The sequence below is a fragment of the Streptomyces sp. BF23-19 genome, from assembly GCF_041106355.1.
Taxonomy (GTDB): Bacteria; Actinomycetota; Actinomycetes; order Streptomycetales; family Streptomycetaceae; genus Streptomyces; species Streptomyces virginiae_A.
This window is the reverse complement of the sequence record NZ_JBGBPT010000021.1, coordinates 36,605-58,460: the sequence shown is the minus strand read 5'-3', so window position 1 is coordinate 58,460 and position 21,856 is coordinate 36,605. Positions and strand designations below refer to the sequence as shown.

9 protein-coding genes are annotated in these 21,856 nt (G+C 72.6%); 8 read left to right on the top strand and 1 reads right to left on the bottom strand.

The features are described 5' to 3' along the window. Positions 1-2: 2 nt before the first annotated feature. The gene (locus AB8A24_RS14615; RefSeq protein ID WP_369475963.1) at positions 3-2,288 is read right to left on the bottom strand and encodes an MMPL family transporter; all 2,286 of its coding nucleotides are present in this window, start codon (positions 2,286-2,288) and stop codon (positions 3-5) included. 287 nt (positions 2,289-2,575) lie between these two features. Between AB8A24_RS14615 and AB8A24_RS14610 the strand changes: the two genes are divergently transcribed. From AB8A24_RS14610 to AB8A24_RS14575, 8 genes are all read left to right on the top strand, one after another. Further along, positions 2,576-2,851 carry an isoamylase early set domain-containing protein gene (locus AB8A24_RS14610; protein ID WP_030384091.1) on the top strand — a complete coding sequence of 92 codons (276 nt, stop codon included), beginning with the start codon at positions 2,576-2,578 and terminating at the stop codon, positions 2,849-2,851. Between the two features lie 297 nt (positions 2,852-3,148). Further along, positions 3,149-4,207, top strand: a complete 1,059-nt coding sequence (locus tag AB8A24_RS14605) for a FecCD family ABC transporter permease (RefSeq protein WP_369475961.1) — start codon at positions 3,149-3,151, stop codon at positions 4,205-4,207. After that, positions 4,204-5,265 carry an iron chelate uptake ABC transporter family permease subunit gene (locus tag AB8A24_RS14600; RefSeq protein ID WP_328964372.1) on the top strand — a complete coding sequence of 354 codons (1,062 nt, stop codon included), beginning with the start codon at positions 4,204-4,206 and terminating at the stop codon, positions 5,263-5,265. The genes AB8A24_RS14605 and AB8A24_RS14600 overlap by 4 nt, the downstream gene beginning before the upstream one ends. 46 nt (positions 5,266-5,311) lie before the next feature. Beyond that, positions 5,312-6,151, top strand: coding sequence for an ABC transporter ATP-binding protein (locus AB8A24_RS14595; RefSeq protein ID WP_266388445.1), 840 nt, complete (start codon positions 5,312-5,314; stop codon positions 6,149-6,151). A gap of 113 nt (positions 6,152-6,264) precedes the next feature. Next, entirely contained in the window at positions 6,265-7,326 is a 1,062-nt protein-coding gene (locus AB8A24_RS14590) for an iron-siderophore ABC transporter substrate-binding protein (protein ID WP_328964373.1), read from the top strand. Continuing rightward, positions 7,323-9,116, top strand: a complete 1,794-nt coding sequence (locus AB8A24_RS14585) for an ABC transporter ATP-binding protein (RefSeq protein WP_369475958.1) — start codon at positions 7,323-7,325, stop codon at positions 9,114-9,116. The genes AB8A24_RS14590 and AB8A24_RS14585 overlap by 4 nt, the downstream gene beginning before the upstream one ends. A gap of 56 nt (positions 9,117-9,172) precedes the next feature. Then, entirely contained in the window at positions 9,173-20,158 is a 10,986-nt protein-coding gene (locus AB8A24_RS14580; RefSeq protein WP_369475956.1) for an amino acid adenylation domain-containing protein, read from the top strand. After that, positions 20,145-21,845, top strand: coding sequence for an ABC transporter ATP-binding protein (locus AB8A24_RS14575; protein WP_369475955.1), 1,701 nt, complete (start codon positions 20,145-20,147; stop codon positions 21,843-21,845). Before AB8A24_RS14580 ends, AB8A24_RS14575 begins: the two co-directional genes overlap by 14 nt. Positions 21,846-21,856: the final 11 nt, after the last annotated feature.

Below are 21,856 nucleotides of genomic sequence, written 5' to 3'. Positions count from 1 at the left end.
GGTCAGTGGCGGGCGCGGGCGCGGGCCGGGGTGCGCGGGGCGGGCCGGGCCGCGGGACACCTGCGGACAGGGGCCGGCGGCGGACGGGACGCCCGCAGCGGCTCCTTGAGCCGGATGGGACGCGGCGCCCACCAGTTCAGGCCGCCCGCCAGGCGCATCAGCGCGGGTACGAGGACACCCCGGACGAGCGTGGCGTCGAGGAGGACGCCGAGGCCCGCACCGATCCCGAAGAACTGCAGGAGGGACACCTGCGAGGTGCCGAAGCTCAGGAGCGTGAAGGCGAGCAGGGCGCCGGCGGTGGTGACGATGCCGCCCGTGCGGGCCATGCCCGTGACGATCGAGCGGGCGTTGTCCTCCCCGGCGTCGTGCGCCTCCTTGATACGGGCGAGGACGAACACCTCGTAGTCCACCGAGAGCCCGAAGACGATGCAGAACAGCAGGACCGGCATGGTCGTACTGAGCGGTCCCGGAGTGAAGCCGAGCAGCTGGTGCAGATGGCCCGACTGGAAGACCCAGACCATGGCGCCGAGGACGGCCGCGAGACTCAGCGCGTTCAGCACGATGGCCTTCAGCGGGAGCAGCAGGCTGCGCGTGAAGCCCAGCAGCAGTACGAAGGTGGTGACGGAGATCAGCGCGAGCGCCAAGGGGATCCGGTCGCCCACGGTGGCTTTGGCGTCGACCAGGACGGCGCTCGGTCCGCCGACGAGGACCTCGGCGCCCGCCGGGCCGGGGAGCGCGCGGATGTCGTGGACGAGCTGCTGGGCGGCGTGCGACCGGGGGTCGACCAGCGGTACCACGGAGAGCCGCACCGGGCCCCGGGCGGCGGGCCCGGCGGGCCGGACACCCGCTCCGGCCGAGCTGGCGACGGCCGAACCGGCGACCGCCGTGGTGGCCCGCTCGCCGTACCGGAAGCCGCCGTCGGGTCCCACGACCTGGGCGACCTGCGGGAACGCGGACAGGCGGCGGGCGTACTGCGCCCGCTCCCCCGGGGAGACGCCGCCCGTGGTGACGACCGTCAGCGCGCTCGCGCCCTTCATGTCGAAGCGGTCGCGCACCAGGTCACCGGTCTGTCGGGCGGCCGCGCCGACCGGCAGCGCCCGGTCGTCGGGCGTGGCGAAATCGGCGTGCGCGAAGGGCGCGGCGAGCAGCGTCAGCAGTCCGATCACCGGCAGCGCCGCGATCAGCGGGCGGCGTACGACGATCCGCGCCAGCCCCTCCCAGAACCCGGACCGGGAGCCGGAGCGGACCGAGCGGCGCCACGGCACGGACCAGGCGTTCACCCGCTTCCCGAGCAGGGCGAGCAGGGCGGGCAGTACGGTCACGGCGCTCACCGCCGCGATCGCCACCACGGCGATCCCCGCGTAGGCGAAGGAGCGCAGGAAGTAGGGCGGGAACACCAGCAGCGTGGCGAGCGCGGCGGAGACCGTCGCGGCGCTGAACGCGATGGTGTGACCGGCGGTGCGCACGGTCCGTACGGCGGCGGTCCGCGGGAGGAACCCGGCGGCCAGCTCCTCGCGGAACCGGGAGACGACCAGCAGCCCGTAGTCGATGCCGAGCCCCAGGCCGAGGGCCGTGGTGAGGTTCAGCGCGAACACGGACACGTCGGTGACACTGCCGAGAACGCTCAGGACCAGCAGCGTCCCGGCGATGGCGAGGACCCCGATCAGCAGGGGCAGGGCGGCGGCGACCACGCTGCCGAACACCAGGACCAGCAGGATCAGGGTGCCCGGCAGGACGACGGACTCGGCCCGCTTCAGGTCGGACTCCGAGATGTTCTGGAGCTCGGCGTCGACCAGGGCGCTCCCTCCGACGTGCACCGTCAGGGGCTTCCCGGCGTCGGCCGGGGCGGCCAGCTCCGCGCGCAGCCGCTCGGCCCGCGCCGCGAGCTCCTTCCCCTCGCCGTCCACGTGCGCGACCAGCATCGCCGCGTGGCCGTCGCGGCTGCGCAGCTCCGCCGCGCGGTCGGTCCAGTACGAGGTCACGGCGCTCACGTGCGGCTGCGCGGCGAGCCTGCCGGTCAGCTCCTCGCCCGCGCCGCGGGCGGCCGGGTCGTCCACGGAACCGCCGCCGCTCCGAGCGACGAGGACCAGGTTGGGGGAGGCGCCCAGGCGTTCGCCCGCCAGTCGAGCGGCGCGGCTGGACTCGGACCGCGGATCGTCGTATCCCTGCGTCTTCAGCCGGCCGGCCGCATCCATGCCGAACACGACGGACAGGACGAGGAAGAGGAGCGCGCCGACGAGGACGAGTCGGGGGTGACGGGTCACGAAGGCCCCTGCGCGGCGGAACATGGATGCCTCCGGTACGGACGGCGATTCGTTCCTGCTCTTGCGCAGGAAGGTCGTTATCCACCGTGCCCGGGGGCGGGACGAGGCCGTAGTCCCGGCCATTCGTACCTTGACAGGAGCGGAGGGGGACGCCCCCCGAGGGCGCCGACACGCAGGGTGACATCGCGTGCCCGCGAGTCACTCGATGTGGTGGGTCCGTGGTGGGAGTGGCGGCGCCGGGGTGCGTCCGGTGCGTCCGCCGCCGACTATGGGCGGCGTACCACCCCCACTGCCGTTGTCAGGAGCTCACCATGCTGGAGCGCAAACTGCGCAAGGACCGCACCGAGGTCACCTTCATCCTGCCCGTCGACACCCCGCCGGGACCGGTCAGTGTGGTCGGCGACTTCAACGACTGGCAGCCCGGGGTCCACACCCTGGCCCGCAGGAAGGACGGCAAGCGCGCCGTGACCGTCGAGCTGCCCAGCAAGAGCACCCATTCCTTCCGGTACCTGGCGGCCGGCGACTACTGGTTCAACGACGAGAGCGCCGGCGACCAGGACGGCCCGAACAGCCGTCTGCACACCTGACGGGCCGGACTCCTCGCGGACCCGGAGCGCGCCCCGGCCATGGGCCGCGTTTGCGTGCCGCCACCCAGGCCAAGTAAGGTTAGGATTACCTAATCGCTCAACAGTGCATATTTGAGGGCGAGTTGGTTGTTCGCCACCCCCTCCTGACCGTTTTGTCTATCGACAGCGTGCCATGGAATCAGCTTAGCTTTGCCTAAGTTTCGGTCGCGGCTGCGTCGGCGTGCCGACCCGATCGGGCGGTGGCGGGTGCCACCGGCCGTGCCACCCCGGTGGATCGAAGGGATGACGTAGAGCGACATGGGCACGATCGCAGTGGAACGCCCCGTGCCCGGGGGCGTGACGGAAGCCCGTCGGCGGCGGGTCGTGGGCTCGGTCGCCCTGGTGCTGGTCCTCCTGGCCGCCATGGTGGTGTCGCTGGCCGTCGGCGCGCGGGCGCTGACCCCCGCCGAGGTGTGGCGCGGGTTGTCGGCGGCGCCGGACCCCGACCAGCGGCTCACCGAGATACGGCTCATCGTGCGGACCGTACGGGTGCCGCGCACGGTGCTCGCGGTCGTGGCGGGCGTGGCCCTGGGGGTCGGCGGAGCGCTGATCCAGGGGTACACGCGCAATCCGATCGCCGACACGGGCCTGTTGGGCGTGAACTCCGGCGCCTCCTTCGCCGTGGTGCTGGTGATCGCCCTGTTCGGGTTCGCGAACCCGTTCCAGTACGTCTGGTTCGCCTTCCTGGGCGCCGCGGTCGCCGGCGTCGTCGTCTTCGGACTGGCGAGCATCGGCCGGGGGGCCGGTAACCCGCTGACCCTCGCGCTGGCCGGACAAGGGGTGACGGTGTTCCTCGCCGCGATGACCACGGCGGTCGCGCTGTCCGACAAGGCCTCGCTGAACGCCCTGCGGTTCTGGAACGCGGGCTCCGTGGCCGGTGTCGGGTTCGACGTCATCTGGCCGGTGATCGCGTTCATCGCCGTCGGGCTGGTGCTCGCGCTGATCACGCTGCCCGCCCTCAACCTGCTCAACCTCGGCGACGACGTCGCGCGGGGGCTGGGGGTGAACATCGTGCTGAGCCGGACCCTCGGCATCGCCGCCATCACCCTGCTCGCGGGAGCCGCCACGGCGGCGTGCGGCCCCATCGCCTTCCTCGGTCTGATGGTGGCCCACACGGCCCGGTACCTGACCGGGCCGGACTACCGCTGGCTGGTGCCGTACGCGGGCCTGCTCGGCGCCATCGTCCTGCTGGTCTGCGACATGGCGGGGCGCCTGCTGGTGCGGCCCGGGGAGTTGGACGCGGGGGTCGTCGTGGCCCTCCTCGGGGCCCCGTTCTTCGCGGCCCTGGTGTGGCGCGGAAAGTTCAAGAGCGCATGACCGGGACCGAGGTGAAGGCATCGGTGACGCCGGGCGTGCGGCTCGGCCCGGTCTCGTTCGTCTGGCGGCCGTGGGTCGTGTGCGCCACGCTGCTGTTGGCGGCGGCGACCTTCCTCGTGTTCTGCGTGTCCATCGGCGTCGGGGACTTCCCCATCGGCCTGTCCCGCGTGATCGCCACGGTCGTGGGCGGGGGCGAGCAGGTCGACCGGTTCGTGATCATGGACCTGCGGATGCCGCGGGCCCTGGCCGGTCTGGTGGTGGGCGTCGCGCTCGGGGTCTCGGGGGCCATCACCCAGTCGATCGCGCGTAATCCGCTGGCCAGCCCGGACATCCTGGGGATCACCGGGGGCGCCGGCGCGGTCGCGGTGTTCCTGGTGACGGTGTCGGGCGGGACCGCCGCGGCGGTCGTCAACTCCGTGGGCCTGTCCGGGGCGGCGCTCGCGGGCGGGCTCGGCACGGGACTGCTCGTCTACTTCCTGGCGTGGCGGCGCGGGATCGACGGCTTCCGGCTCATTCTCATCGGCATCTCGGTGAGCGCCGTGATGGAGGCGATCACGACCTGGTTGCTGGTCACCGCCGACATCAGGGACGTCGCCCGGGCCCAGGCCTGGCTGGTCGGCTCGCTCGACAACCGGTCGTGGGACGACGTGGGCGTGGCGCTGTGGTGCACCCTCGCCCTGATGGTCGTCGTGACGGTGGTCGCGTTCCAGTTCAAGCCGCTGCACCTCGGCGACGACGTGGCCGCGGGCCTCGGTGTCCGGTACACGAGGGTGCGCGCGGTGCTGCTGCTGTGCGCCGTGTTGCTGGCCGGCGTGGCGGTGAGCGCGGCCGGCCCGGTCCCGTTCGTCGCGCTGGTGGCGCCCCAGGTGGCGATGCGGCTGGCGAAGTGCCCGACACCGCCGATGGCGGCCTCCGGGACGGTCGGGGCCCTGCTGCTGATCGGCGCGGACCTGGTCGCCCGTACGGCACTGCCGATCACCCTCCCGGTGGGCGTGGTGACCGCCGTGATCGGCGGCCCCTTCCTCATCCATCTGCTGGTGCGGGCCAACCTGCGCTAGCCGAGGGTTCGATGCCTCTTCAGACATGCCTACCTCAGGGGGAGTTGTGGCTGTATCGCAGATCGCCGGAATCGAGTCTGACGGGGACGAGGCCGTACGGCTGGCGGCCAGAGGGGTCACGGTCGGGTACGGCGGGCGGGTCGTCATCGACGACCTCCACGTGTCGATCCCGCCACGGGTGATCACCACGATCATCGGCTCCAACGGATGCGGGAAGTCCACCCTGTTGCGGACCCTGTCCCGGCTGCTCAAACCGAGCAGCGGATCGGTCGTGCTCGACGGCGAGGACATCGGCCGGCTCAGGACCCGGGACGTGGCCAAGAAGCTCGGCCTGCTCCCACAGGCTCCGGTGGCGCCGGAGGGGCTCACGGTGTCCGACCTGGTCGCCAGGGGACGCCATCCGCACCAGAGTTGGCTACGACAGTGGTCCTCCGACGACGCCGAGGTCGTGGCGCGGGCCCTGGCCATGACCGGGGTCTCCGACCTGGCCGACCGCCCGGTCGACGCGCTGTCCGGCGGTCAGCGGCAGCGGGTCTGGATCTCGATGACGCTGGCCCAGGGCACCGACCTGCTGCTGCTGGACGAGCCGACCACGTATCTGGACCTGGCGCACGCGATCGACGTGCTCGACCTCGTGGACGACCTCCACGAGTCGGGATGCACCGTGGTCCTGGTGCTGCACGACCTCAATCTGGCCACGCGCTACAGCGACAACCTCATCGTGATGAAGGCCGGTTCGATCCTCGCGCAGGGGCATCCCCGTGACGTGATCACCGCTGAGTTGTTGTACGAGGCGTTCGGCCTGCGCGCCAAGGTGATCGACGATCCGGTCGGGGACCGGCCGCTCATCGTGCCCATCGGCCGCGCCCACGTGCACACCCCATAGATCAAACAAAGTTACGCCGCAAGTAAGGCTAGGCTAGCCTCACTTAGGCGCGGTAGGGTTTGGCTGCCCCCGGGCGGAACTGCAATGGACGGCACGAAAGCAAGGGATTTCGGATGCTTTTCCATCGATCGACACGTAGGAAGCCCTGGCAGCGGTTGGCGGCCGGAGTCTCCGCCGCGACCCTCGGTGTCGGCCTCCTGGCCGGATGCGGGTCCGATTCGGCGGACCAGGCCGACAAGAAGAGCGACAACTCCCCGGCCGCCGGCGGCGCCTTCCCGGTCACCGTGGAGCACGCCTTCGGATCGACCAAGGTGGAGAAGGCCCCCAAGCGGGTCGTCTCGGTCGGCTACACGGACGACCAGGCCATCCTGGCGTTCGGCATCAAGCCGGTCGGCATGGTCGACCAGTACCCGAACCCGCCGGGCACCTCCCCCGACATCAACACCCAGTGGCCGTGGGTGAAGGAGAAGTGGGGCGACACCCGCCCCGAGGTCATCATGAACAACGGTGATGCCGGCCCGAACTACGAGAAGATCGCGGCCCTGCGGCCGGACCTGATCATCGCGGTGTACTCCGAGATCGACCAGGCCGGCTACGAGAAGCTCTCCAAGATCGCCCCCACCGTGGGCCGTACCAAGGCCGAGAAGGAGCCGTTCAGCGCCCCCTGGCAGGACAACGCCGTCCACATCGGCAAGGCGCTCGGCCAGGAGGCCAAGGGCACCGAGCTGGTGAAGGGCATCCAGGACAAGCTCGACGCGGCCAAGAAGGCGCACCCCGAGTTCGCGAACCAGACGGCCGTCCCGCTGTCCTGGTACAAGGACTCGGTGGCGCCCTTCACCACCACCGACGTGCGCGGCCGACTGGTGACGGGCATCGGCTACAAGGGCCAGGCCGAGATCGACAAGATCGCGGACGGCAAGTTCTACACCACGCTCTCCCCGGAGCGCATGGACCTCGTCGACGTCGACCGCATCTTCGTCATCGCCGACAAGGCGGACCAGGAAGCCCTGAAGAAGTTCCAGCTGTTCACCAACCTGAACGCGGTCAAGAACGGCAAGGTCTCCTACCTCCTCGACAGCGAGGGCCCGGCCGTCGGCGCGGCCATGTCCCAGGGCACCCTGCTCTCCCTGCCGTACGCCATCGACGAACTCGTCAAGTCGGTCGGTCAGGTGTGAGCATCACCGCCACGCGCGTCGCCCCGTCGACCCTGCGCACGACGAGCGGACGCGAGGCCACCCGCTGGGTCGTGGCGCACTGCCGCGAGGTGCCGTGGCTGACCTTCGCCACCGTGTTCACCACGGTGGCGGGGGCGGCCCTCCAAGTGCTCCCGCTGCTCCTGCTCGGCCGGGTCGTCGACGGGGTGGTCGCGGGCGGACCGCGCTCGATCCTGGTCACCACCGGGGTGTTGATGGTGGCCGCCGCGCTGCTCGGCGCGGCGGGCACCGCCCTGTCGACCTACCTCATCGGGCGGCTCGGCGCGGACCTGCTCGCCCGGCTGCGCGAAGGCGCGGTCCGGGCGGTGCTCGGGATGCCGAGCGCCCGGATCGAGCAGGTCGGCCGGGGAGACGTGCTCTCCCGGGTCGGCGACGACGTGGCCGTGCTCTCCAAGGGCATCAGGACGGCCGTCCCCACCGTGTTCTCGGCGGGCGTGCTGGTCTTCATCGCCACGCTCGGCATGTTCGGCCTGGACTGGCGGCTCGGACTGGCCGGCGCCTGCGCGCTGCCCGCGTACGGCCTGGCCCTGCGCTGGTACCTGCCCCGCTCCGCCCCGCTCTACCAGAAGCAGCGGGCGGCCCAGGCCGACCGGGCGCAGGCCCTGATCAGCGGACTGAACGGGATCGACACGGTCCGGGCGTACCGCCTCGAAGGCGCCGTCCGCGAGAAGGTCACCCAGGAGTCCTGGCGGGTACGCGACCTCGGCGTCGAGGTCTTCCGGCTCTTCGGCCGGTTCGTCGGCCGGGAGAACCGCGCCGAGTTCATCGGCCTCACCTTGATCATCGTGGTCGGGTACGCGCTGCTGGAGGCCGACGCGGCCACCCTCGGCGAGGTCTCCGCGGCCCCGCTGCTCTTCCACCGCCTCTTCACCCCGCTGGGCTCCATCATGTTCACCTTCGACGAGGCGCAGAAGTCGGGCGCGAGCCTGACCCGCCTGGTCGGAGTGCTGGAGGAGGAGGCGGAGGACCGGCTGGTGGGCGCCCTGGCCGTGGCGGGCGCCACGGACGCGCCGCAGCCGGTGGCCATCGAGGTCGCGGGGCTGACGTTCCGCTACCCCGACTCCGAGGAGCCGGTCGTCCGCGACGTCGACCTCACCATCCCGGCCGGCACCTCGCTCGCCCTCGTCGGGGCGACGGGCGCCGGCAAGTCCACCCTGGCCGCACTGATCGCGGGCATCGGCACCCCGCAGAGCGGATCGGTGCGCATAGGGTCCACCGACCTCGCCGGCCTCGACGAGGCCGGGGCGCGCGCCCTGGTCAGCATCCTGACCCAGGAGACGCACGTCTTCTCCGGTCCGCTCGCCGAGGACCTGCGCCTGGCCGCGCCGGAGGCGACCGACGCCCAGCTGATGGACGCCCTGCGCACGATCGGCGCCGACGGATGGGTCGACGCGCTGCCCGAGGGGCTGAACACCCCGGTCGGCGAGGGCGGCGAACGCCTCGACGTCACCAAGGTCGCCCATGTCGCCCTGGCCCGGCTGGTGCTGGGCCGCACCCCCGTGGTGGTGCTCGACGAGTCCACGGCGGAGGCGGGCAGCGAGGGCGCGGCCGAGCTGGAACGGGCCGTGCTCGCCGCGTGCGCGGGCCGGACCACGCTGTTCGTGGCACACCGGCTGACCCAGGCGATGGCGGCGGACCGGATCGCCGTACTGGACGCGGGTCGCGTCGTGGAGCAGGGGACGCACGAGGAACTGGTGGCCCAGGGCGGCCGCTACGCACGACTGTGGCGGGCCTGGCGCGAAGGCAGCTAGCCCCCCTTGTTCCGTTTGGGCCGACATATCGATCTGGAAAGGGCGTTGAGCCTCCGATGACGGAATCGACCGATCGTCTCGTGCTGCTTTCTCCCACCCGCCTGGCCGACGTGCGCCGGCGGGCCGGCGACTACGGTGACACGACCATCGCCCGGGCGTGCGCCATCGGACTGGCCTACTGGGCGACGGGCCGGAGCCCCGACGGCCTGGAACTCACCCCCGGCACCCTGTTCGCCGACGTCCTCGGCTGGGCGGACAGCGGCGGAGCCGGGGCGGCCGGCTGGGAGGTCGGGACCGAGGGCCGGCACGGCCCGGACGGCCGCGGCATCACCCTCCCGGAAGGTGTCGTACGGGCCGACGCACAGCTCGCCCTGGACGACCTGGCCGACTTCCCGGACCGGCCCCTGTCCACCATCGGCCCGTCCGGTGTCGCGGAGCGGCTCGCGACCCTGGCCCGGTGGAACGACACCGCGGCGGACCGGATCCGCCCGACCATCGTCGAGATGTTCCGCGAGCAGGCACGCCTGCGGCCGGACGCCGTCGCCGTCGTCGACGAACACCGCTCACTGACCTACCGTCAGGCGGCCGAGCTCTCCGCCCAGCTGGCCCACCACCTGATCGACCGCGGAACCACCGCCGAACAGGTCGTCGCCATCTCCCTGGACCGCTCCGCCGCCATGGTGATCGGCCTGCTCGGCGTGCTCCAGGCGGGCGCCGCGTTCGTACCGCTCGACCCGCAGTGGCCCGCCGCCCGCCGCTCCGTCGTCATCGCCGACGCACGCGTCGCCTTGCAGCTCAACGACTCGGGCGAGCACGCCCCGGACGAACCGGAAGCCGTGCCGGTCGACCTCGCCGACTGGCGGTTCGGCTCCTACCCCGGCACGGCGACCGGGGTCACCGTCCCCGGCGACGCCCTCGCCTATGTGATCTTCACGTCCGGTTCGACCGGCCGCCCCAAGGGCGCGATGATCCGCCACGAGGCCATCAGCGAGCGCCTGCTGTGGCAGGTCGACGAGATCCTGGGCTTCGGCCACGACGACGCCTCGCTGTTCAAGGCACCGTTGTCCTTCGACATCTCCATCAACGAGATCTTCCTGCCACTGGTGTGCGGCGGCCGGCTCGTGGTCCTGCGGCCCGGCGGCGAACGCGACCCGCACCACCTGCTGAGCGTGATCGCCGAGCAGCGCGTCACCTTCACCTACCTCGTGTCGTCCATGCTGGACGTCCTGCTGGAGATCGCGGGCGACTCCGGACGGCTCGACAGCCTGCGCCACGTGTGGTGCGGCGGCGAGGTACTGACCCCGGAGCTGTACGAACGCTTCCGCACCCGGCTCGACATACCCATGTACCACGGCTACGGCCCGGCCGAGACGACGATCGGCGTCTCGCACGTCGTCTACCGGGGCGCCGCCGAACGCCTGTCGACGTCGATCGGCAGGCCCAACCCCAACACCCAGCTGTACGTGCTGGACGACGAGCTGCGCCCGGTCCCGATCGGGGTCGGCGGCGAGCTGTACGTAGGGGGCTTCCTGCTGGGGCGCGGATACGTGGGCGCGCCCGGCCTGACGGCCTCCCGCTTCGTCGCCAACCCCTTCGCCACGGACGGATCCCGGCTGTACCGCACCGGTGACCTCGCCCGCTTCGCCCCCGACGGGTCCCTGGACTTCCTCGGCCGCGCCGACAACCAGATCAAGATCCGCGGCATGCGGCTGGAGATCGAGGACGTCGAGGTCGGCCTCGCCGAGCACCCCGGCGTGCGCCACACCTGCGTCGTCGCGAAGAAGAACACGGCCGGCGGCACCTACCTCGTCGGCTACGTCATCCCCGCCACCGGGAGCGAGGGCCTGAGCGCCGACGAGGTCAAGGAGTGGGCCACCGGGCACATGGTGGAGTACATGGTGCCCGCCCACATCGTCGTGATGAAGGAGTTCCCGCTCACCGCGAACGGCAAGCTCGACCGGGGCGCCCTGCCGGAGCCCGCGACCGCGGCCGGCGCCCTCGCCCCGCCCGTCACCGAGAACGAGCGCCTGGTGTGCGCGGCGGTCGCGACGGTGCTGCGGCGCGAAGCGGTCGGCGTCGACCAGGACTTCTTCCAACTCGGTGGAGACAGCATCCTGGCGATCTCCCTGCTGAGCGCCCTGCGCGAAGCGGGCCTCCACGTCACGGCCCGCCAGATCTTCACCCACAGCGTCGTGGGCGCGCTGGCGGCCGTCGCGGACCGCGAGGCCGCCGCCGTGGACCACGGCGACGTCGCCACCGGTACGGTCGTGGGATCGCCGATCGTGCAGTGGCTCGGCGAGACCACGGACGCCGTCGACGGCTTCGTGCAGTCGGTGGTGCTGAACACCCCGACGGACCTGACGGCCGACGCGCTCGACGCCGTCCTCACCGCCGTGGTCGCACGGCACGACATGCTGCGCGCCAGGCTGGTCCGCGGCGAGCGCTGGAGCTTCGAGATCCCGGAGCCGGACCGCGCCACGGCCGGATGGCAGGAGAGCGACCGGCCGCTCGACGAGTGCGTCGCGCTCGCCACCGCCGGGCTCGACCCGGAGAACGGCGTGATGCTGCGCGCCGTCTGGCGCCGCGCGGCGCGCCAACTGGTCCTGGTCGCCCACCACGTGGTGATCGACGGCGTGTCCTGGCGGATCCTGATGGAGGACCTCTCCACGGCGTGGCGCTGGCACGTCTCTGGCGCGCCGATCGACCTGCCCCCGGTGGGCACCTCCTTCCGGCGCTGGACACAGCTGCTGGAGCGCGCGGCGTTCGACGCCGACCGCGCCTACTTCCGGCGCGCCCTGCCGGGGGAGGACGCCCCGCTGGGCCGGCGCGCGGCGGCCCCGACCGACACCGTCGCCCGAGAACGCACGACGACCCTCTCGGTTCGCCCCGAGATCACGGCCGCCCTGCTGGGCGAGATCCCCGCGAAGTTCCACGCCGGGGTCAACGACGTGCTGCTGACCGCCCTCGCCGTCACCCTCGCCCGGTGGCGCCGCGACCTCGGCCAGGACCAGGCGTTCGCGCACATCGAGCTGGAGGGCCACGGCCGCGAAGGACGCCATGTGGCGGACTCCGCCGGCTTCGAGCCGGAACTCTCCCGGACCGTGGGCTGGTTCACCACCCTCTTCCCGGTGACCGTCGACCCCGGCGCGGCCACCGACCTCACGGCCCCCGCCTACCTGGTCGCCGCCCTCAAGGCGGTCAAGGAGGACCTCGCCCGGGTGCCGAGCAACGGCCTCTCCTACGGAGTCCTGCGCTACCTGGCCGACACCGCGTTCGACGCGCCCGCACCCCAGGTGCTGTTCAACTACCTGGGCCGGTTCGACGCCGGATCCGCCGCCGACTGGGAACTCGCGCACACCACAGGGCAGTTGGGCGAGAAGCGCGACCCCGGCATGCGGCTTCCGCGCGCCCTGGAGTTCAACGCGATCGCCGAACCCGTCTCGGCCGGCGGCGCGTACGGACTGGTCACCACCCTCTCCTGGCCCGACGGGCTGTTCACCGACCAGGACATCGAGACCATCGGCGGGTACTTCCGGGAGGCCCTGGCCGGGCTCGCCGCACTGGCCACCCTCGACCTGGCCGCCCTCGGCCTGGGCGGCCACTCGCCCGTCGACTTCGCCGTGCCGGCGCTCACCCAGGCCGACGTCGACGATCTGGACGGCCCGGCGCTGCGGGACATCCTGCCGCTGACCCCGCTGCAGGAGGGTCTCTACTTCCACTCGGTCTTCGACGACGACTCCACGGGCAGCTACGTCGAGCAGCAGCTCCTGACCCTGGAGGGAGAGGTGGACGCCGACCGGCTCGCGGCGGCGGCCACCCGCCTGCTCACGCTCTTCCCCAACCTGGCCGCACGGTTCACGGCCCTCGCCGACGGCCGCGTGGTCTCCGTACTGGAGGCCGGGGTCCAGGCCCCCTTCACCACGCTGGACCGCCCCGGCATCACCGACGAGGAGATCCGCGAGCTCGCCGAACGCGACCGCCGCGCCGGGTTCGACCTGGCGCGCGGCCCGCTGATGCGGTACACGCTGATCCGCACGGGCGCAGGCCGCGGCGTCCTGGTGCAGACCGTGCACCACATCATCGCCGACGGCTGGTCGGTGCCGCCGATGCTCCGCGCGCTGCTGACCGAGTACCACGCGCCGGGTTCCGTCCACCCGCTCGGCGGCTTCGGAGACTACGTGCGCCGGCTCGCCGCACTCGACGAGGACGAGAGCGACCGGGTGTGGCGCGAACAGCTCGCCGGACTGCCCGGCCCCTCGCTGGTCGCCGAGGGACACACACCGTCCGACCGGTTCGCCGACACCGCCACCTCGCCCGACGGCGACATCGACGAGGCCGCCCGGTCCGCCGGCGTCCCGCTCAGCGTGGCCGTGCACAGCGCCTGGGCGGCGACGCTCGGTGGCCTCCTGCGCGGCAAGGACGTCGTCTTCGGCTCCACGGTGTCCGGACGCGACGCGGACGTGCCCGGCATCGAGGACATGGTGGGTCTGTTCATCAACACGATCCCCGTACGCGCCCGATGGGCCGCCACCACCACGGCGCGCGACCTGCTCGCCTCGGTACGGGACCACCAGAGCGCGGTGCTCGCGCACCAGCACGTCTCGCTGGCCCGCATCAGCCGGCTGCGCGGCGCCGGCCCGCTCTTCGACACCCTGGTGGTGTTCGACGTGGCGACCGACGTGGCCGCCCTGCGCGGACCCGAGGACACCCTCGTCATCGGCGACATCGTGAACGAGGGCGCCCCGCACTACCCGTTGACCCTCGTGGTGGAGCGCTCGCTCGACGGCCGTCCGCGCTTCAACCTGATCCACGACGGCGCGCTCGTGCGGGAGTCGACCGCCCGGACGGTCCTCGCGACCTTCACCCGCACCCTCACGGGCCTGCTCACCCGACCCGACGACCTCGTCGACGACCTGGCGGCCACGGGCACCCGGCCCCCCGCACGGATCACCCCGACGACACTGGGCGCGCTGTTCGACGCCGCCGCGCACCGCGATCCCGCCGCCACCGCCGTCACCCAGTGCGCCCTCGACGGCGGCACCCGATCACTGACCTACGGTGAACTGGCCGCCGCGAAGGACGAGCTGGCCTCGGCCCTGCGCGCCGTCGGGGTCCGGCCGGGCGAGCGGGTCGCCGTGGCCGTCCCGCGCTCCCTCGAACAGGTCGTCGCCCTCGTCGCGATCGTCACCGCGGGCGGTGCGTACGTACCGCTGGACCTCGCCCACCCGGACGGACGGCTGGAGTACATCCTCGCCGACGCGGCCCCGCAGGTGGTGCTCGTGGACCCGGAGCACAGGGACCGCTTCACGCGGCTGCTGGACCGGGCGGGCGTACCGGCCCGGGTGCTCGTACCAGGGGAGCAGCCGCCACCGGACGCCCAGGTCACCCAGGTCACCCAGGATCACGCAGACGGGCCCGGGGCCGACTGGCGCGATGCCGCGTACGTGATCTACACGTCCGGGTCGACCGGCACGCCCAAGGGTGTCGTCGTCCCGCACTCCGCCGTGGTGACCCTGCTCGCGAACACGCGGCCGGACATGGACTTCGGACCGCACGACGTGTGGGTCCAGTTCCACTCGTACTCCTTCGACTTCGCGGTGTGGGAGCTGTGGGGCGCGCTCGCCCACGGCGCCGAACTGCTCGTGCCGGACTACGGACTGACCCGCTCACCCGTCGACTTCCACCGCCTGGTGCGCGAGCGCCGGGTGACCGTCCTCAACCAGACCCCGTCGGCCTTCTACCAGTTCATCGAGGCCGATCGGCACGCCGACCGGCCCGCCACCGCCCTGCGCCGCGTCATCTTCGGGGGCGAGGCGCTGGACCTCGGGCGGCTGCGCGGCTGGGTCGAGCGGCACGGGACGGCCTCGCCCGAGCTCGTCAACATGTACGGCATCACCGAGACCACCGTGCACGTCACCCACCGGGTCCTGACCGACGAGGACTTCCGCCCCGGCGACGACGTCAGCCCGATCGGGGGCCCGATCCCCGGACTGGTCACCTACCTGCTCGACGACCGGCTCCGACCCGTCCCGCCGGGCCGGGTGGGCGCCATCTACGTCGCCGGCGACCAGGTCTCCCTCGGCTACCTCGGCCGGCCGGCCCTCACCGCGGGCCGGTTCGTCGCGGACCCGTTCGCGGGCGACGGCTCCCGGATGTACCACACGGGCGACCTCGCCCGCCGTACGCTCGACGGCGAACTGGAGTTCACCGGCCGCGCGGACGACCAGGTACAGCTCAAGGGCTTCCGCATCGAGCTCGGTGAGGTGGAGTCCGCGATCCGGGAACTCGACGGTGTGGTCGACGTGGCCGTCACCGTCGCCGACAGCGCGGACCACCTGGTCGCGCACGTCGTGGGCGGGGTCCCCTTCGACATCGCCGACCTCGCCGGACTGCTGGCCCCGAAGCTGCCCGTCCACATGGTGCCCGGACTGGTCCTGCCCGTCGACGCCCTGCCGCTGACCGTCAACGGCAAACTGGACCGCAAGGCCCTGACCGCCCGCGCCGCGTCGTACCCCGTAGCGCACGCCGTCCCGGTGGCCGTGACCGGCGCCGCGCTCACCGCGCTGGTCGACATCTTCACCGAGACCCTGCCCGGCACCACCGTCGACGGCGACAGCGACTTCTTCCGGGCCGGCGGCGACAGCATCCTCGCCATCACCGTCGTCAACCGGGCCAGGACACTGGGCCTCACGATCGCCCCCCGGGACGTGTTCCTGCTCAGGACCCCGCGCGCACTCGCCGAGCACCTGGCGACGAGCCCCCCGCCGGCCGCGGCGCCCGCCGCACCCGCCCCCCGCGAGGACGGCCCCCTGACACCGACCCCGATCATCCTGCGCCGACGCGAACTCGGCGGCTCCCTCGCCCGGTTCGCCCAGGCCCGGACCCTGGTCGCGCCCGAGGGCATCGGCCTCGCCGACGTGGAACGCGCCGCGCACGCCGTCGTCGCCGCCCACCCCGCCCTGCGCCTACGGCTGCGTACCGAGCACGGCGTGTGGGCCCTGCGCACCGAACCCGCCGGCGCGGTCACCGTCGTACGCAGCGCCGCGCCCGACGCGACGGCCGCGGCGGACGAGGCCGCCGGACGGCTCGACCCCGGGTCCGGGGAGGTCATCGCGTTCTCCTGGCTGGAGGCGACCCGGACCCTCGTGGTCACCGTGCACCACCTCGCCGTCGACGCCGTCTCCTGGCTGATCCTGCTGGACGACCTCGCCGCCGCCCTGCGCGGGACTCCGCTCGCCCCGCCCACCACCTCCTACGCCGCGTACGCGCAGGCCCTGGTCGACACCTCCGCCCACGAGACCGACGCCCTCGGGCACTGGATCACCACCCTCCAGGCACCCCCGCTGCTGACCGTGGCCGAGCGGCCGCGCGAGACCGCGGTCGTCCTCGCACCCGAGGTCAGCGACCACGTGACGCGCACCGCGCCCACCGCACTCGGCGTCGGCCTCACCGAACTGCTGTGCGGCGCGCTGCGCACCGCGCTGACCCACGTCCAGCCCACGCCCACCGATCTCGCGATCGAGGTGGAGCGGCACGGCCGGGTCCCGGCCTCGCCGCACCACGACTACACCCGTACGGTCGGCTGGTTCACCGCCATCGCCCCGGTGCGGCTCACGGCGCACACCGACCCCGTCGCCGCGGCCCGCGAGGTCGCCGCACGCCGGCCGGACGAGCACGCGCACGTCGCGTACGGCGGCCTGCGGTACCTCAACCCGCAGACGGCCCCGCTGCTGACCGCCCGCCCGCAGGTGCTGTTCAACTACCTCGGCCGGGGCGACGAGTCACAGGCCCTCCACCTCACGGACGTCGACGAGGGCCGCCCGTACGCCGTCGAGGTCAACGCCTGGACCGACGCGGCCACCGGAAGCCTGCACGCGGTCTTCACCCTCGCCGAGGGCATACCCGACGAGATCACCGAACACTGGCTCGCCGCCCTGGAGCACATCGCGGTCGCCGCCACGACCGCCGAGCGCACCGCGCCGGTCACCCCGCTCCAGCGTGGCCTGTTCTTCCAGGCGCAGCTGGCCGGCCCGGCCGGGCACTACGTCGCGCAGAGCTGGTTCACCTTCGACCGGCGCCTGGACATCGACGCGCTGGCCGAGGCCATGGCCTGGGTGATCGCCAGGCACCCGGTCGTGGGCGCCGGCTTCACCACCGACGACGACGGCACGGCCGTCCAGGTCCTCGGCGCGGGCCGGCGGGTGGCCGTCCGTACGGTCGACCTCGCGACGGACACCGAGATCGATGCCCTCCTCGCCCGCGACCGCGACACCGGATTCGACCCCGGCGAGCCGCCGCTGATCCGCCTGACCGTGGTGCGGTTGCCCGGCGACCGCGACGGCCTGCTGCTGAGCTACCACCTGCTGCTGTGGGACGGCTGGTCCCGCGAGATCGTGCTGCGCGACCTGTTCGACGCCTACGAGGCGGCCGTCGCGGGCCGGTTGACACCCGCGGCCCCGGCGACACCCGCCTTCGAGGACTACGCCCGGGCGCTCGCCGCCAAGGACCCGGCCGTCTCGGAACGCTTCTGGGCCCAGCATCTGACCGGACTCCCCGGCCCGACGCTGCTCGCCGGACCGGCGCCGGCCCTGGTCGACGACCTGCCCCGAACCCTCGTACACATCCTCGCCGCCGAGGAGTCGCAGCTGCTGCGGGACCTCGCCCGCACGCACGGCGTCACCCTCAACTCCGTACTGACCGGCGCGTTCGGCCTCCTGCTCGGCGCCCGCACGGGCCGCGCCGACGCCGTGTTCGGCGTGACCGTCTCCGGCCGCGAGGGCGAGAACCTCTCCGAGGTCGTCGGCGTGCTGCTCAACACCGTGCCCATGTGGACGCGGGCCCGCCCGGACGACACCGTCCGGGACTACCTGACGGCCGTACAGGCGGCCCGGGTCGAGGCGATGGAGCACGAGCACCTCGGACTCGGCGAGATCCAACGGGCCGGCGGCCACGACACCCTCTTCGACAACCTGTTCGTGCTCCAGAACTTCCTGGACATGGACGCGTTCGCCGAGATGAACAACCGGCACGGCATCACCGCGGTACGGGCCGACGACTCCACGCACTACCCGTACACCTGGGTCGTCACCCCCGGCGACCGGCTCACCGTCAAGCTGGAGTACCGCGACCACGACACCGCGGCCGCCCGCGCGCTCCTCGACGACTACCTGCGGGTGCTCGCGGACCTGGCCCGCTCCACCGGGCCGGTGGGCGCGCTGCCGGGCGCGGGGCCGGCGCCGCTGCCCGCCGCCCGCACGGAGGTCGGCACGGACACCGTCGTCGACCGGTTCGACCGGGCGGCCGACCGTGATCCGGGGCGGGTCGCGCTCGTCGCCCACGGCCGGACCATGACCTTCGGCCTGCTCCGCGACCGCAGCCGCGAGCTCGCGGGCGTGCTCGCCGCACGCGGGATCGGACCCGAGACGACGGTGGCCCTCGCCATCCCGCGTTCCCTCGACTCGATCGTCGCGCTGTTCGCCGTCCTGCGCGTGGGCGCCGCGTACGTGCCGCTGGAGCTGGACCACCCGGACGAGCGGATCGCCGCCATCGTCGCGGACGCCCGCCCGGACGTGACCCTCACCGTGAGCGCCGTGTCGCCCCGACTGACCGGAGACCTCATCGAACTGGACCGGCCCCTCCCCGAGGCCGAGCCGTTCGTGACCTTCGCACCCGACGACCCGTACCGCCTGCGCCACCCCGCGTACACGATCTACACCTCCGGCTCCACCGGCCGGCCGAAGGGGGTGGTGACCGAGTACGCCGGGCTCACCAACATGCTGATCAACCACCAGCGCCGGATCTTCGAGCCCGTGCTGGCCGAGCACGACCACCGCCTCTTCCGCATCGCCCACACCGTGTCCTTCGCCTTCGACATGTCGTGGGAGGAACTGCTCTGGCTCGCCGACGGCCACGAGGTGCACATCTGCGACGAGGAACTGCGCCGCGACGCCCCCCGGCTGGTCGAGTACTGCCTGGAGCACGGGATCGACGTCATCAACGTGACCCCGACCTACGCGCAGCAGCTGGTGGCCGAGGGCCTGCTCGACCGTCCCGAGCGGCGGCCGGCGCTGGTGCTGCTGGGCGGCGAGGCCGTCACCCCGACCCTGTGGCAGCGGCTCGCCGAGACCGAGGGCACGGCCGGCTACAACCTGTACGGACCCACCGAGTACACCATCAACACCCTGGGCGTCGGCACCTTCGAATGCCAGGACCCGGTGGTGGGCGTGGCCATCGACAACACGGACGTGTACGTCCTGGACCCGTGGCTGCGGCCGCTGCCCGACGGAGTCCCCGGCGAGCTGTACGTGGCGGGCATCGGCATCGCGCGCGGTTACCTCGGGCAGCCCGCCCAGACCGCGGACCGGTTCGTCGCCTGCCCGTTCGGCGCACCCGGCGAACGCATGTACCGCACCGGGGACCTGGTGGCCCGGCGGCCCGACGGGAACCTGATGTACCTGGGCCGCACCGACCAGCAGGTCAAGATCCGCGGCCACCGCGTGGAACCGGGCGAGGTCGAGGCCGCGTTCGCCGCGCACCCGGCGGTCCGGTTCGTCGCCGCGGTCGCCCAGCCCGACCCGCAGGTCGACGGCGCGTACCGACTGGCCGCCTACCTCGTACTCGGCGGCCCGGACGGCTGCGACCTGGCGGCGGTCGCCGCCGAGGTGGGCGCGGCGCTGCCGGACTTCCTGCGCCCGACGCACTACGCCCAGGTCGACCGCATCCCGCTGACCGTGAACGGGAAGGCGGACACCAAGGCCTTGCCGGAGGCCAGGCCGCTCGGCACGCTGACCACGGCGGGGGAGCGCGGCCCGCGGACGCGGACCGAGACCGTGGTGTGCGAGTTCTTCGCCGAAGCACTCGACCTGGACGACGACGAGGTGAGCGCGTTGAGCGATTTCGTGTCCCTGGGAGGGCACTCCATGCTGGCGGTGCGGCTGATCGGCCTCCTCCGCCGGGAGTACGGTCCTGTGATCACGGTCCGTGATCTGTTCACCCTGCGAACCCCCGAGACGATTGCCCACCACCTCGATGAAAACTCCTGACACGCAGCGGCCCCGACCGGGGTCCGACATCCTTCGGACGGCCCTGCGCCGCAACATCGGCGCCATGACCTGGGGCACGATCCTCATGGGCCTGTACCAGGCCGGTGAGACCGCCTTCCCCATCGCGCTCGGCCTGATCGTCGAGCACACGATGCAGGACCGCGGCCCCGGTGCGCTCGCCCTGTCGATCGGCGCCCTGGCCGTGATCATCACGACCGTGTCGCTGTCGTGGCGCTTCGGCATGCGCATCCTGCAGAAGGCCAACACGACCGAGGCGCACCGCTGGCGCGTGCGGGTCGCGGACTGCGGGCTGGAGCCGGTCGCCCGGGACGCCGGACTCAAGTCCGGTGAGGTGCTGACCATCGCCACCGAGGACGCCGACCAGACGGCCGACATCATCGAGGTGGTGCCGCTGCTGATCAGCTCACTCGTCGCGGTGCTGATCGCGGCGGTCGCGCTGGGGCTGGCCGACATCCGGCTCGGCCTGCTGGTGATCGTGGGCACCGCCCTGATCCTGTCCATCCTGAGCGTGATGTCCAAGCGGATCGGCTCCAGTACCCGTGAACAGCAGGCCCGGGTGGCCAGGGCGGGCGCGAAGGTGGCCGACCTGATCACCGGCCTGCGCCCGCTGCACGGCTTCGGCGGCAACCACGCGGCCTTCCGCTCCTACCGCAAGGTCAGCACGGAGGCCAAGCACCAGGCGATCACCGTGGCCGGGGTCAACGGCGCCTACGCGGGCACCGCGACGGCCCTCAACGCGGCGCTCGCCGCCGGCGTGACCCTGACGGCGGGCGGGCTCGCCTTCAACGGCGACATCACCGTCGGGGAACTCGTCATGGCGGTGGGGCTCGCCCAATTCATCATGGAACCGCTGAAGCTGTTCTCGGACATGCCCAAGTACGTGATGATGGCCCGCGCGTCCGCCGAACGGATGGCACTGGTACTGGTCGCGCCCCCGGTGGCGGCCCATGGGCCGGAGCGCCCGGCCGCCGGCGGGGGCCTGGAGATCGACTGCGTCCGGTACGGGGCCCTGCGCGACCTGAAGTTCCAGGTGCCGGCGGGCGAGTTCGTGGCGATCGCCGTCTACCAGCCGCGTGCGGCGGCCGACCTCGCCGCGATCCTGGCCGTGCAGGTCCCGCCGCACGCGTACGAGGGAGCCGTGCGGGTCGGCGGGGAGGAGCTCGCCGCCCTGTCCATCGAGGCGGTCCGCGAGCACATGCTGGTGAACCCGTACGACGGGGAGATCTTCGCGGGCACCCTCCGCACCAACATCGACCCCTCGGGCACCAGCCGCACGGTCGCCGAGGCCGTCGAGGCGTCCATGCTGACCGACGTCGTCGCCCTGCACCGCGAAGGACTCGACCACGGTGTCCGCGACCGCGGCGCCAACCTCTCCGGCGGACAGCGCCAACGGCTCTCCCTGGCCCGCGCCCTGGCCGCCGACTGCGACATCCTCGTCCTGCACGATCCGACCACGGCCGTCGACGCGGTCACCGAGCAGCTCATCGCCCGCAACATCGCGAAGCTGCGCCGTGGCCGCACCACCGTCGTGATCACCAGCAGCCCGGCCCTCCTGGACGCCGCCGACCGTGTACTCGTCCTGGACGACGGGGTCATCACGGCCGAGGACACGCACCGCAACCTCCTCGCCGGGGACGAGGAGTACTGCCTGGCGGTGGCCCGTTGACCCCTTGATCC

Excerpts from the sequence above, each read along its gene's own strand:
- AB8A24_RS14590 (WP_328964373.1), top strand. The coding sequence starts at position 6,265 with ATGCTTTTCCATCGATCGACACGTAGGAAGCCCTGGCAGCGGTTGGCG.
- AB8A24_RS14605 (WP_369475961.1), top strand. The coding sequence starts at position 3,149 with ATGGGCACGATCGCAGTGGAACGCCCCGTGCCCGGGGGCGTGACGGAA.
- AB8A24_RS14575 (WP_369475955.1), top strand. The coding sequence starts at position 20,145 with ATGAAAACTCCTGACACGCAGCGGCCCCGACCGGGGTCCGACATCCTT.
- AB8A24_RS14610 (WP_030384091.1), top strand. The coding sequence starts at position 2,576 with ATGCTGGAGCGCAAACTGCGCAAGGACCGCACCGAGGTCACCTTCATC.
- AB8A24_RS14600 (WP_328964372.1), top strand. The coding sequence starts at position 4,204 with ATGACCGGGACCGAGGTGAAGGCATCGGTGACGCCGGGCGTGCGGCTC.
- AB8A24_RS14580 (WP_369475956.1), top strand. The coding sequence starts at position 9,173 with ATGACGGAATCGACCGATCGTCTCGTGCTGCTTTCTCCCACCCGCCTG.
- AB8A24_RS14615 (WP_369475963.1), bottom strand. The coding sequence starts at position 2,288 with ATGTTCCGCCGCGCAGGGGCCTTCGTGACCCGTCACCCCCGACTCGTC.